15 protein-coding genes are annotated in these 13,077 nt (G+C 32.7%); 1 reads left to right on the top strand and 14 read right to left on the bottom strand.

Translation table 11 applies throughout. The annotated features are described in order from the left end of the window. Positions 1-10: 10 nt before the first annotated feature. Positions 11-823: a mechanosensitive ion channel family protein gene (locus HHX25_RS08690; protein ID WP_169672211.1), complete on the top strand. Its 813-nt coding sequence runs from the start codon at positions 11-13 to the stop codon at positions 821-823. Here HHX25_RS08690 and tsaB read toward each other — a convergent pair. The 14 genes from tsaB to cyoE all read right to left on the bottom strand — a co-directional run bounded on the left by tsaB (position 820) and on the right by cyoE (position 13,045). Further along, on the bottom strand, positions 820-1,503 hold the full coding sequence (tsaB, locus tag HHX25_RS08685) for a tRNA (adenosine(37)-N6)-threonylcarbamoyltransferase complex dimerization subunit type 1 TsaB (RefSeq protein ID WP_169672208.1): 684 nt from the start codon (positions 1,501-1,503) through the stop codon (positions 820-822). The two genes, HHX25_RS08690 and tsaB, sit on opposite strands and share 4 nt — an antisense overlap. 135 nt (positions 1,504-1,638) lie before the next feature. Further along, positions 1,639-2,967 (bottom strand): TolC family protein, encoded by a 1,329-nt coding sequence (locus HHX25_RS08680; RefSeq protein WP_169672207.1) that lies wholly within the window; start codon positions 2,965-2,967, stop codon positions 1,639-1,641. A gap of 23 nt (positions 2,968-2,990) precedes the next feature. Further along, the gene (locus tag HHX25_RS08675) at positions 2,991-4,118 is read right to left on the bottom strand and encodes an efflux RND transporter periplasmic adaptor subunit (RefSeq protein WP_169672205.1); all 1,128 of its coding nucleotides are present in this window, start codon (positions 4,116-4,118) and stop codon (positions 2,991-2,993) included. A 12-nt stretch (positions 4,119-4,130) separates the two neighbouring features. Further along, the gene (locus tag HHX25_RS08670; protein ID WP_169672203.1) at positions 4,131-5,375 is read right to left on the bottom strand and encodes an ABC transporter permease; all 1,245 of its coding nucleotides are present in this window, start codon (positions 5,373-5,375) and stop codon (positions 4,131-4,133) included. A gap of 1 nt (position 5,376) precedes the next feature. Beyond that, positions 5,377-6,606: an ABC transporter permease gene (locus HHX25_RS08665; RefSeq protein ID WP_169672201.1), complete on the bottom strand. Its 1,230-nt coding sequence runs from the start codon at positions 6,604-6,606 to the stop codon at positions 5,377-5,379. Next, complete coding sequence (locus tag HHX25_RS08660; RefSeq protein WP_169672199.1) at positions 6,599-7,300, bottom strand: ABC transporter ATP-binding protein; 702 nt, start codon at positions 7,298-7,300, stop codon at positions 6,599-6,601. The genes HHX25_RS08665 and HHX25_RS08660 overlap by 8 nt, the downstream gene beginning before the upstream one ends. Positions 7,301-7,391: 91 nt before the next feature. After that, positions 7,392-7,610: a hypothetical protein gene (locus HHX25_RS08655; RefSeq protein ID WP_169672197.1), complete on the bottom strand. Its 219-nt coding sequence runs from the start codon at positions 7,608-7,610 to the stop codon at positions 7,392-7,394. Positions 7,611-7,738: 128 nt separating this feature from the next. Then, positions 7,739-8,272 carry a DUF420 domain-containing protein gene (locus HHX25_RS08650; RefSeq protein ID WP_169672196.1) on the bottom strand — a complete coding sequence of 178 codons (534 nt, stop codon included), beginning with the start codon at positions 8,270-8,272 and terminating at the stop codon, positions 7,739-7,741. Further along, complete coding sequence (locus HHX25_RS08645; protein ID WP_169672194.1) at positions 8,265-9,011, bottom strand: SCO family protein; 747 nt, start codon at positions 9,009-9,011, stop codon at positions 8,265-8,267. Before HHX25_RS08645 ends, HHX25_RS08650 begins: the two co-directional genes overlap by 8 nt. A gap of 146 nt (positions 9,012-9,157) precedes the next feature. After that, positions 9,158-9,874: a hypothetical protein gene (locus HHX25_RS08640; RefSeq protein WP_169672192.1), complete on the bottom strand. Its 717-nt coding sequence runs from the start codon at positions 9,872-9,874 to the stop codon at positions 9,158-9,160. Positions 9,875-10,011: 137 nt separating this feature from the next. Next, positions 10,012-10,392, bottom strand: a complete 381-nt coding sequence (locus HHX25_RS08635; protein WP_169672190.1) for a cytochrome C oxidase subunit IV family protein — start codon at positions 10,390-10,392, stop codon at positions 10,012-10,014. 57 nt (positions 10,393-10,449) lie between these two features. After that, the gene (locus HHX25_RS08630) at positions 10,450-11,433 is read right to left on the bottom strand and encodes a cytochrome c oxidase subunit 3 (RefSeq protein ID WP_169672188.1); all 984 of its coding nucleotides are present in this window, start codon (positions 11,431-11,433) and stop codon (positions 10,450-10,452) included. 137 nt (positions 11,434-11,570) lie between these two features. Beyond that, on the bottom strand, positions 11,571-12,152 hold the full coding sequence (locus HHX25_RS08625) for a cytochrome c oxidase subunit 3 (protein WP_169672186.1): 582 nt from the start codon (positions 12,150-12,152) through the stop codon (positions 11,571-11,573). Continuing rightward, complete coding sequence (gene cyoE / locus HHX25_RS08620; RefSeq protein WP_169672184.1) at positions 12,152-13,045, bottom strand: heme o synthase; 894 nt, start codon at positions 13,043-13,045, stop codon at positions 12,152-12,154. The genes HHX25_RS08625 and cyoE overlap by 1 nt, the downstream gene beginning before the upstream one ends. Positions 13,046-13,077: the final 32 nt, after the last annotated feature.

Raw genomic sequence — 13,077 nt, 5'->3', positions numbered from 1 at the left:
TTAAAAAATTATGAATTTAGAAAAATGGATTGATAAAGGGTATGCTCTTATTATAGATTTTGGCCCGCGTGTATTAGCAGCTATTGCTATTTGGATTATTGGTTCTTGGGTTATTAAAAAGCTCCTAAAAGGCACCAAAAAAGTAATGACAAAAGCTAATTATGATGAAAGCTTGCAAAAGTTTTTACTAAACCTTTTAGGGTGGGTTTTAAAGATTTTGTTAATCCTTACCATTTTAGCTAAGTTAGGTGTTGAGACCACATCATTTGCAGCTATTTTAGCAGCAGCTGGTTTAGCCATTGGTTTAGCATTACAAGGTTCTTTAGCTAATTTTGCCGGAGGTGTTTTAATTATGATTTTCAAACCTTTTAAAATTGGTGATTTAATAGAAGCGCAAGGTGAACTTGGTGTTGTAAAAGAAATTGAAATTTTTACAACCAAATTAACAGGACTTTCAAACAGAGAAATTATTATTCCTAATGGGTCTTTATCAAATGGAAATATTATTAATTATACCACTGAGGGTACAAGACGTGTTGATTTAGTTTTTGGTGTTGGTTACGATTCTGATATTAAGAAAACCAAAGAGGTTTTAACGCATGTTTTAACATCGCACCCTAAAGTATTAAAAGAACCAGCCCCAACAGTAGATGTTATGGAATTGGCTGATAGTTCGATAAATTTTGCTGTAAGACCTTGGAGTACTGCGGATGATTATTGGGATGTTTACTTCGGAATTACCGAAAATGTAAAAGAAGCTTTAGATGCTGCTGGTATAGAAATTCCGTACCCACATAAAGTTGAAATTCAGAAAAAGGCTTAAAGAGATTTGGCTTTTGGCTTCAAAGCTACAAAGTCTTTTAAATAATATGGACCAAAATAAGCGACATCTTCTGTGTCGCTTATTTTATATTTGTTATAAGCCAAATGGCCCATTTCATTTGCTGATGGTAATTTATCATCAATAAAAATGGCATTTGGATGCTTAATTAATGTTTTCGCTTTTTCAACGCCATTGCCAATAAAGTAAACATTTCCAGCTTCTAAATAATCTTCAAAGGCATGTTCGTCTAAAATCTGTGCTTCTGTAGCTCTTATTTGATTATAACCAGCATCAAAAACAGCAGCATATACTTCCATTCTCCTCGCATCTAGCATAGGAATAATAACCCCTTCATTGCAAGTAACCTGATGTGCTAAAGCTTCCAAAGTAGAAATAGATATTAAAGGCTTATCAATAGCGAAACAAAGCCCTTTTGCTGCCGAAACTCCAATTCGCAAACCCGTATAAGAACCAGGGCCTTTACTTACCGCAACAGCCTCTATATCATCTAAAGATATATTGGCTTCCTTTAAAACATCGACAATATAAACATGTAGTCTTTCGGCATGTGAATAATTTTTATCGTAATCTTCTTTTAAAACGATGGTTTCCCCATCTTTTGAAACCGAAACCGAACAGTTCGTCGTTGCCGTTTCTATATTTAAAATGTATGTACTCATTTTTTTATGTCAAAATATTTGGTTCTTTTGAAATGCTCTCTTGAGTGTCATTGCTAAGGAAGAACGACAGTGCAATCTGTTTACTTACTAGTTTAAAAATTAAGCCTTTCAAAAAACCTCAGCCATTCTTATAAATTAATTAGTTAAAGATTTTCCCATGTAAAAGTCTAAAACTTTTGTCTTAAAAACAAAATCATACTTCGCATTTATTAAAGATGATTGTGCATTTATTAATTGCACTCTAGCTTGTTCCAGATCAAAAGCCGTCATACTTCCTATATCATAACGTTCTTTTGAATTCCCAAAGGCTAGTTCCTGAGATTCTAAAGATGTTTTTGCTGCTAAGTATGCTTTCAATGCTGCTTGCGCATCTGTATAAGCTCTTTGTATATTCGACTCTAAATCTAATTTTGCTTGATTTAAACTAAGTTTACTATTCGCTTCTCTAATTTTTGATTTAGAAACTGCTGTTTTATTCTGGAATCTTGAAAAAATAGGAATATTAATATTCAAATTAAAGTTATGTCCTTTATTCAAATCCAATTCTCTAAAATAAGCCTGTTTGATGAAATCGTTTTTAGATTCACTCCATACAGAACCAAAGCCATAGCTAAAGTTTACAGATGGCAAATAACCCGATTTAGAAATCTCTGTATTTAATTCGGCATTTTCAATGTTCTTTTTAGCTATTTTAATTTCATTCCTGTTCTCTATAGCATAATTTAAAATAGGAGAAACATCGTTATACAACAAGGCTTCTGATGGTGTTGTTACATCAATAATTTCAACATTAAACCCATTAAACGGCACCTGTAATAGCTGAGATAGAGTAAGCAGGGATAGATTAAAATTGTTCTCGGCAATTGTTACTTGCTGCGAATCCCTACTTAAAGTAGCTTCGGCATCAAATATATTTGCTCTTGGCTGTACACCAGCATCAACTAAATCTTTGACTTGCTGCAATTGTTTTTCTGAAAAATCATTTTGTGCCTGAGCTGTTTCTAAATTTTCTTTATTAAATAAAACATTTAAATAAGCGTTAACCACGTTTAGAGAAATATCGTCTTTAATTCTGGCTAATTCCAAATTCGTTATCTCTTGATTTAAACGTGATTGTTTGTATAAATTCAACGTTCTAAAACCATTAAACACCGTTTGGTTCACACTTAAATTATAATTAAAAGAGTGTGTTGTTTGATTATTTATTCTTTCGTTAGAAACGGGGTCGAAACCAGATCCAATACTCATACGTTGTCCTAGACCACCACTAACCGATGGTAAAAAATTACCTTTGGCAGCGAGAATATCCTGTTCGTTAATTAATATAGAATTTTCTGTTTGCTGTACCGTAATATTATTTTCTAAGGCATGACTAACACATTCCTGGAGCGTCCATTTTTTCTCTTGTGCAGATAATGTTAAACCTATTAACAGAAATACTGATGCAAAAAAATATTGTTTCATTTTTTGTGGTTTAAACTTAATCATTAATCTTCGTCGTTATTATCTTCGTCTTCATTATCTTTCGATGCCTTGTTCCATACTTTAACCTGATCGCCTTCTTTTACACCTTCTGTGATTTCAACATTAATACCATCTGAAAGCCCTAGCTTCACATTTTCTTTTTTAAACTTATTATCACCATTCAATATCTCTACAAAAGGTTTTTCTGTAATTTTATTGTATTGAAGCAAAGCTTCTCTAATAGCTAAAACACTATCCTTGCTCTCAATTTCTATTTCTGCATTAGCACTATAACCAGCTCTTATATTGGTAGTCGAATCTACGGCAACATTTGCTTTAATTGTAAATTGAACAGCACCATTTTCTTCCTTTCCTTTTGGGGCTACAAAAGTTAACTTAGCTGGAAATTCTTTATCATTTATAGCACCAAGCACTACCTTTATTTCTTTGCCTTCTTCTAGCTTCCCAACTTCTGCTTCATCAACCTTACCTTCAAAAATCATGAGACTCATATCGGCAATGGTTGCAATGGTTGTTCCCGCATTAAAATTATTACTTTGTATCACCTGATCACCTTCTCGAACAGGAATTTCTAAAATGGTTCCCGATATTTGTGCTATAATATTTGTATTTGCCGCGTTACCACCAGAAATAGATCCTCTTTTAATAATTTGGTAATCGTTTTGTGCTTGTGCTAATGTTTCTTTCGCCTGATTGTATGATAGCTCACTGTTTTCAAAATCCTGAACAGAAATAACACCTTTATCAAACAGTGTCTTATTTCTGTTATATAACACTTTGCTATTATCGAAAGACAATCTAGCAGATGCAATTCTACTCTTTGCACTTACTAAGCTCTGTTCGTTGGGAACAACTCTAATCTTAGCAATTAGATCGCCTTTTTTTACAATGTCTCCCTCTTCAACAAGTATTTTATCGACTATACCCGAAATTTGTGGCTTTAGTTCAATCTCTTCTTCTGGATTTAATTTACCTGTTGCCACTGCTTTGGTGTTTATTGAAGTATAAAATGGCGCTTCAACTTTATAGTCTACAACATCTTTTGAATTGGCATCTTTAAAATATTTTAATACCCATGCTAATAGTATGATAGCTACTATTATTAAAATAATTCTTACTGTTTTATTCATTTTTTTGATTGTTTATTCTTCTCTTAATGCTTCTATTGGTTTTACACTTGTTGCTTTAAATGCGGGGATTAATCCGATTAAAGTTCCTAAAATCACTAATATTATTAATGCTATAAATACAACGGCTATAGATACGGATGCATTCACTATAGCTGCATCATCTCCTTGACCATAAGCAGCATCCAGGCCTATTAAAATCCATCCTCCTGATATGATTCCTAAAATACCAGCAACTAATGTTAAGAAAACCGCTTCAACAACTATTTGTCTTTTAATCTCAAACGGAGTAGCTCCCAAAGCACGACGTACACCTATTTCTTTGGTTCGTTCTTTTACAGTAATAAGCAAAATATTACCTATGGCAAATACACCTGCAATTAATGTGGCTATACCAACAAACCATGTTAAAAATTGCATTCCCGTTAAAAACCCTGTCACTTTTCCAATCTCTTTTCCAGCATTAGCACTACCCAAAGCTCTATTATCTTTTGGGTGTATATCATTTAAGTTTTTTAATAGTAACTTGGCATCCTTTTCTATTTGTACAATATCATATTCCAGTTCCCCAGTAATCATCATCCAACCAATTTTATCTCCTGTGTTATAAATTCCTTGAAATGTAGTAAATGGAATATGCATATCTATTGGTGGCCCCATATTGATATTAGAAGTTTTAAACATCCCAATAACTTTAAAGTTTATATTGTTTATTTGGACATACGCTCCTATAGCGTTTTCATTTTTTTCAAAGAGCTGTTTATAGACGTCTTCTGATAAAACAACTACTTTTTTGTCAAAATCAATATCATTTTGATTGATAAAACGTCCATGAATTAGCTTCTTCTTTTCAACTTTATCTAACAATGGATAATCGCCAGCAATTCTAAAACTCCCAGAAAGGAAATTTCTAACAACTGTTGCTTGATTCTGACTTCTTGGAACAACAAACTCAATGCCTTCAACATTCTCCTTAATCAATTTTGTATCGCGCAACGATAATTGTACACGTCTTCCTTCTTGAAATCCTTTAAATGGCTTGCCTGTGTTTTGCCCCCAAATAAAAACACTATTGGTTGCAAAATCACCAAATAAACGATTAAATGAGTTCTCTAATCCTCTGGCAGAACCTAATAATCCAATTAATAATAGAATGCCCCACCAAACACCTACCATCGTCAAAACAGACCTTAATTTATTTTTACTAAAGCTATCGTAAACTTCTTGCCAGGTATCTCTATCAAATAAAAACTTAAACATATTAGTCGTTTCTTAGTGCTACTATAGGTTTTATTCTTGATGCTTTTTTTGCTGGCAAATAACCTGCAATGGCTCCTGCAAGTATTAAAGTAATAGTAGCTCCAATAACCAAACTAGTACTAACACCAGGGTCTTTTATAAAGTATGTTTTTAAGCTAGGTCCTACCAATTCTAGCACTCCCATCCCTATTAATAAACCAAAATATCCTGCAATCGCAGTTATAATAATGCTTTCAATTAAAATAATTGAAACAATTGATCTAGGGGAAGCACCTAATGCTTTACGGATTCCTATTTCTTTTGTGCGTTCTTTTACAATAAAAATCATAATGTTACTAATCCCTACAACACCAGCTATAAGTGTCCCAAAACCGATAACCAAAATAATAACATTGAGCCCAAAAGTCATTTGTCCAACAGCTTTGGTTCCTTCTGCCATATTTTGAACTCTTATAGCACGTTGGTCACTTCTGGCTACAGAAAAACGGTCTTTCATTTTTTTAGTAATATTATTCCCAAAAGAAATCGCTTGGTTATAATTTAATTTCGGATTAAAGGTTAGATGCATTAAATCTATGTAATCATTATTCCCATAAAGTTTTTGCGCAGTTGTTAATGGGGTATAAATTACATTTTCCTCATTATAACCTTCATCATCTGTGAAAACCCCTACAATCTTATATTGAATTCCATTCAGATTAATATATTTTCCGATTGGATTCGTTTTTAAAAACAAATCATCTTCAACGACTTTACCAATAACAGCTACCTTAACATTATTATTTAAATCGTTTTGGTTAATATAACGTCCATCTTTTATTTGAGTATTTTCAATAAACATGTATTCTGGATGGACTGCCCTTACTTGATAATTATTTTTTTTGTTTTTATACGAAGCATTTACGTTCCTATGTACTTTAGATGTTATATATTGTACTTTATCACCAAATTCGTCCAATAGATAATCATAATCTTCATTTTTAAATTGAATGCGCCGTCCAGCTTGAAGCCCTTTATGCGCTTTACTTGTTCTCCCAGGAAATATAACTATAGAATTTGTTGCATCTGTTCCAAAAGCTTCAGCAAAAGTATTGTTTAGACCATTAGCAATTCCAAAAAGGATGGTGAACAATAGAATGGCAAATGCTACTGTAAAACCAGACAATAAACTTCTGGTTCTATTTTTATTAATACTCTGAAATATTTCCCGCCAAAGGTCTAAATCAAACATACTGTTCTGCCCTTACTTGTTCTACTTTCTTGTCTTCCATAATAACACCATCACGTAAGCGAACAACACGCTTACACATACTAGCTATGTCTTCTTCATGCGTTACCATTAAAATGGTTTTACCTTCATCATTTAATTGTTGGATAAATGCCATGATCTCGTGCGATGTTTTTGTATCCAAGGCTCCTGTAGGCTCATCTGCCAACAACAGTTTAGGATTTGCTGCTAGGGCTCTAGCTATCGCAACACGCTGATTCTGTCCTCCAGAAAGTTCTTTTGGTAAATGCTGCGCCCAATCTGCCAAGCCTACCTTTTCTAAATGAAACAAGGCTTTTTCCTGACGTTCCTTTCGTTTCATACCTTGGTAGTACAAAGGTAATGCTACATTTTCCAGAGCATTTTTATAATTAATAAGGTTAAATGACTGAAAAATAAATCCTAAAAACTTGTTTCTATATACAGCGGCTTTCTTTTCGGTAAGATCTTTTATTGGTAATCCATCCAATATGTAATCCCCAGAGTCGGCTTCATCCAACATCCCTATTATATTTAGCAATGTAGATTTACCTGAGCCTGAAGATCCCATGATTGCTACCATTTCACCTTCTTCAACTTTAAGGTCTATACCTTTTAAAACATGTAAACTAGAATCTCCTATTGGGTAGGATTTGTGCAACTGATTTATTTTTAACATTTCTTCGATTGATTAGTGCAAAACTATAGAGCTTTACAGTTAGACTTAAAAGACAAAGAAATGTTACAAAAATTGTTCCGAAAAGTTTTTATTATTTATTTAACTTATTGTATTTCTTATAAATAAAATATGCCAAGCCTCCAACAAGAATATATGGAATAGCCATTAAATATACAATGCCATCGTTAATCCCTTCTGCTGCCGTTTGCCCTTCTTCGCTTTCTAAAACAGCGCGACACATAGCACACTGCGCATTAGTCTCTAAAAAAAAGAGAAAGGTAAAGACCAAAAAGAGTATTTTGTTTTTCATTTTACAGATTCTTATGCTTCACTCAGAATGACGCCAAATATTAAAGTTTACAGATCCCGCCCTATGGCGGGATTAATTCAACGAACTACTTCAAGTTCAAAGTGCCTGCTCCTTGAAGCAGAGTTTCATTAATAATACGGTGAGATCATAATATAAACGATAACACCAGTTATAGCAACATACAACCATAAAGGAAATGTTATTTTTGCTATTTTTTTATGCTTTTCTATATTGTTTGTAATCCCCCTAACATAAGTAATTAATACAAATGGAATAATGATGATCGATAATAAAATATGCGTCAATAATATGAAATAGTAGGCATATTTTATAGTGCCTTCACCTCCAAATTTAGTGGAATCGCTAGTCATATGGTAGGCCACATACATCACTAAAAACGACACAGAAAGTATGATAGCCAGCTTCATAAGTTTTTCATGCATGGCTCTGTTTCCCTTTTTAATTTGAAACACTGCTATTATTAAAACGATGGCGGTTATTCCATTAACCGTGGCATAAATAGGGGGTAAAAATGCTAATGGTTTAACATTTGGAATTTTTATTCCAAATAAAGCAGCTACAACTATTGGTATTAATACTGATAATACAACTATTAATTTATTGTATTTTTTAGTGTCTAGAATTTCTTTTGAGCTACTCATTAAGCAATTTTTTAATATCTTCTTTTAATATACTAATTTCTTCTTCTACACCATCGTCATCAACTTGCTCGACTTCCGAGATGATGCCTCTATAATAAATAATCGGATTACCAAAATTATCTTTTCTCGATCGAATGTATCCGTTTTTATCAATTAAAGCAAAATTACCAGAATGCTCAAATCCACCCGCTGCGTCTGCTTCTTCAGCAGTATATAAATTAAACCCTTCATTTGACAACTTGTAAATGGTTTCCTTGTTTCCTGTCATTAAATGCCAATTGGGGTTTGTGACCCCATATTTATTGGCATAAGCCTTAAGAATTTCTGGTGTGTCATAATCTGGGTTTATGGTAAATGACGCTACGCCAAAATCATTAAAATCTTTAAAGGTATTTTGAATTTGAATCAGGTTTGCATTCATTCTTGGACAAATAGTCGGGCATGTTGTAAAAAAGAACTCTATAACATAAACCTTGCCTTCATAATCCTTATTGGTTATTGTTTTCCCTTCCTGATTTGTAAAAGAAAAAGCAGGTACTTTTTTGGGTTCTCCATTTATTTCAATAAAAGCTAAATCTGACACTGTAGACTTCTTATCATCAGCAAAATCACTTCTACTTTCGTTTCTTATAATGTCTTTATTAGAAATTCTATCTACAATTTTCGGTATAAAAATAATGCCAAAAACCAGAATGATAAATGCTATTCCTATATATGAATAATTCGTTTTTTTACTCATTTTTTTTGTTTTTATAATCCCTGCAATTTGTGTTGATTTCCTTTCTGCAAGGCAGGAATCCTAATAATTCTTAGTTTGAAAGTTCATTAAGTAGATTCTTGGCTTTATTTCGACTACCTGTTCAATATAAACTGTAGAACAACAACTCAATTTAATTCAGCCTTTAAATCACTAGCTCTTCTTGTATCAGAATTAAATTCTCCCTTTCTTTTCTGCCTATATTCTGTAAATAAAATACGCATATCCTCGCTCATTTTATTTTTTATTTCTGCTACTTCGATACAATCATAAGAATCTAGACCATATATAGATTTGTTTTTTTCAATTTCGTTATCAGTTCGATCGTCAAGACGCCCACGTTGGTTCAAATCTTTATCTATAATAAATACTTGATCTGTGTCTAAATACTCTGAAAGGTTTGCGTTACTTTTTAAGCTAAAGAACACCTTTTGAATATTTTTGTATCCTCCAAAGACAAAATGCCAAAACCTCAAATCTTCATACGAGCTAATTTCTGCTTTGAGTTCATCAACAGCCGCCTGTGTACCCTGAGGCATGAGTATAACTATTTGAAATTTTTTAAAACCCTTAAATTTATCGTATACCAGTTCTTTTAAATTAGATGCCGTTGTTGCTTTATCTAAAGGACGACTCCCAAAAAACCCCAACACTGTAATATGATCTTTTAAAAGGATTTGTTCTTCTGAATCTGAAGAAAATTGTTCTAAATCTAAAACCGACTCATTAACAATATCAAGTGGTGTGTAATTATGGGTTGCTGGATATAGAAACAACAAAAACATTACAGGAAGAAAAAACAAAACTCCTAAAACCACGTACCGACTTATTTTTTTGTAATCCATCAAATAACATTATTTCTATAAAAATATACGTTTGCAAAAATAAAAAAAGACGGTTTAAAAACCGTCTTTATATCTCTTATTTAACACTTCAAATTCGACTAAACTTAATACGAAAGCAGTGTCGAAAGTAAAATCTTTTAAAAATCTCTTTTTATGAATCCATCTTTATATACATTGAATACATAACCGCCTTCTTGTAATAAAATGAATATTAAATATAGAATTAAGAATATGGTAGTCCAAACAACCATACGTCTTAAAGATTTTAGCTCGTCACGCATATGCATGAAATCCCAAGTAATATAATATGCTTTTACAATGGTTAGGATAATGAATATCCAGTTTAAGGCTTTCATCCCTAAAACTTGCCCCATTAAGGCTTCTGGTTTTAAAATACCTAATATAACCTCGATTGCCGTTACAATAGTCAAGAAAATTAAAACACCCCAAATTTTTTGAGTATTTGATTTAAACTTAACTAAACCTCTAAATATTGCTAATTTATGTTCGTGTGCCATTTTAAATGTTTTTCTAGATTTCCTTTTTCAAGGAAATAAAAATATATTTTAATTCAATTAAACCAGGTAGAAGAATGTAAATACAAATACCCAAACTAAATCTACAAAGTGCCAGTATAACCCCACTTTTTCAACCATTTCATAGTTTTTACGTCTCTCGTAAGTTCCTAAAATTACATTAAAGAAAATAATGATGTTTATAACCACTCCAGAAAATACATGGAAACCATGAAACCCAGTTATAAAGAAAAAGAAGTCTGCAAATAAAGGAGAACCATATTCATTAACATGTAAATTTGCTCCTTCTACAACAACTTTTCCGTTTTCTTTTATTTGTCTTAATGATTCAGCTCTTGACAATACCATTTTTTCACCTGCTTCATTAATTATTTGCGTTCTAACCAGAACATTATCGTGAGATTCTAAACCATGTACAACTTCTTCAACCGTATAGGTTGGCAATGTTCCTTCAGATACAAACCACAAGCCACCTTTACGCTCATGCTGCGTTCTTTCGTTATGTGAATCTGCCACAACAAAATCTCTTAATGCTACTCTATGTCCTTCAGTATCTACAAACTGTAAAATATTACCTCCTTTTGTTTGTACAGCACCATAATCACCTTTGATAAAGGTTCCCCATTCCCAAGCTTGTGAGCCAACAAAAATTAAACCACCAATAATGGTTAAGAACATATATAGGGTCACTTTTGCTTTATTTAAATGATGGCCTGCATCTACTGCCAATACCATAGTTACTGACGACATGATAAGCACAAACGTCATAAAAGCTACATAATACATGGGGGCATTTACACCATGTAAAAATGGAAAGTGAGTAAACACTTCATCGGCTATTGGCCATGAATCAATAAATTTAAATCTTGAAAATCCGTAGGCTGCTAAAAACCCTGAGAAAGTTAAAGCATCCGAAACGATGAAAAACCACATCATCATTTTACCATAACTTGCATTTAGAGGTTTATTGCCTCCCCCCCAAGTCTTACCTTCTGTTCCAGTATTTACAACTGTAGTACTCATATATAATGGTTATTTTTTAAAAGTTGCACAAAAATAATCAATTTATTCATCTAATAAAACATCCAACACTAAATTATACATACTTCAAAAAAAAGCTACATTAGATGTTCCACGAGACCATTAAAAATCAATAAAAATCATCGAATGAAATATAAAAACAAAAAGAGATAAACCCATAGTATATCTATGAAATGCCAAAAGGTTGCAGCTAATTCAAAACCAAGCATTTTTGTTTCATCGTACTTTTGTTTAAAATGATTATAAATTACTACCAACAAACAAATTAACCCAACAACCACGTGCAAAATATGTACTATGGCTATTAAATAAATGTAAGACATGGTGACATTACTGGTAGGTCCTGTAAAATTGTAACCCAAATCTATAATTTGCTGAAAACCTAAAAACTGATTAAAAATAAAAACGCCTCCTAAAATAAGTGTTACTAATAGCCAAAGTGTCGTTGCACTTCTATTGCCATTTTTTAAAGCTTTCTTAGCTAAAATAAAAGACAGGCTACTAATAATTATTACTATCGTACTGATTAAAAAAGCATTGGGTAATTCAAAATCTTTTAACCAATCTGGTCTGGAGCTACTTACAATAAATGCACTTGTCCACCCCATAAAAGACATAATGAGCGAAATGATACCAAACCAGAGCATCATTTTTTTTGCTCTGCTATTTTTCTCTTCTTGGGTTCCCTGAGTTAAATCCATTATCTTATAAATTTATCTATGACATACACTATTTGCACAAGTGTTATATAGGAAACACTTGCCAGCATAAGTTGTTTTGCCGCTTTCTCGGTCATTTCTTTAAACAATCGAATGGCATAGTATAACATGCCCAATCCTAAAATAAAAACTAATATGGCAGCAATAATTGACAATTGTAATTTTCCTGTAAATCCAAACACTGGTATAATAGACACCAGTAAGGTCCAAATGGTATACATGATAGTTTGTACCGCGGTTCCTTTATCCTGTTTTCCTGTTGGCAACATAAAGAATCCTCCTTTTTTATAATCATCAAATAAAAACCAGCCAATAGCCCAGAAATGAGGAAATTGCCAAAAAAACTGTAACGCAAATAATGTGCCTGGTTCTATACCAAAGTCATCTGTAGCTGCTACCCATCCCAACATAAATGGAATTGCTCCAGGAATAGCCCCAACAAAAACAGCCAGCGGTGTTTTAGTTTTTAAAGGCGTATATACGCAAGTATATAGAAATATTGAAATCGCGCCAAACATAGCGGTTTGCTTATTGATGATATATAAAATAATAACACCCAACAAAGTAAAGGCTGACGCAATAATAAATGCAGTCGTTACAGACATACGTCCTGCTGGAATAGGCCTGTTTTTAGTACGCTTCATTAAGGCATCTAAATCCTTTTCAATAATTTGATTGAAAGCATTCGATGCGCCTACCATAAAATAGCCTCCCAAAGCCAATAATACTAATGTTTTAAAATCAACTGTATCGACACCTAATAAATAACCTGCCAATGACGAAAAAACCACACTTAATGCTAATCGCATTTTAGTGATTTCTTTAAAATCTGAAATAACAGAAGGTGTTGCTAATGAAGATTTTGAGTTACTCAATATTATATTTGCCTATGGCTTTTTAATTGCGA

It is taken from the genome of Flavivirga algicola (assembly GCF_012910715.1).
GTDB classification, from domain to species: domain Bacteria; phylum Bacteroidota; class Bacteroidia; order Flavobacteriales; family Flavobacteriaceae; genus Flavivirga; species Flavivirga algicola.
This window is presented reverse-complemented; position numbering and strand designations above follow the sequence as displayed.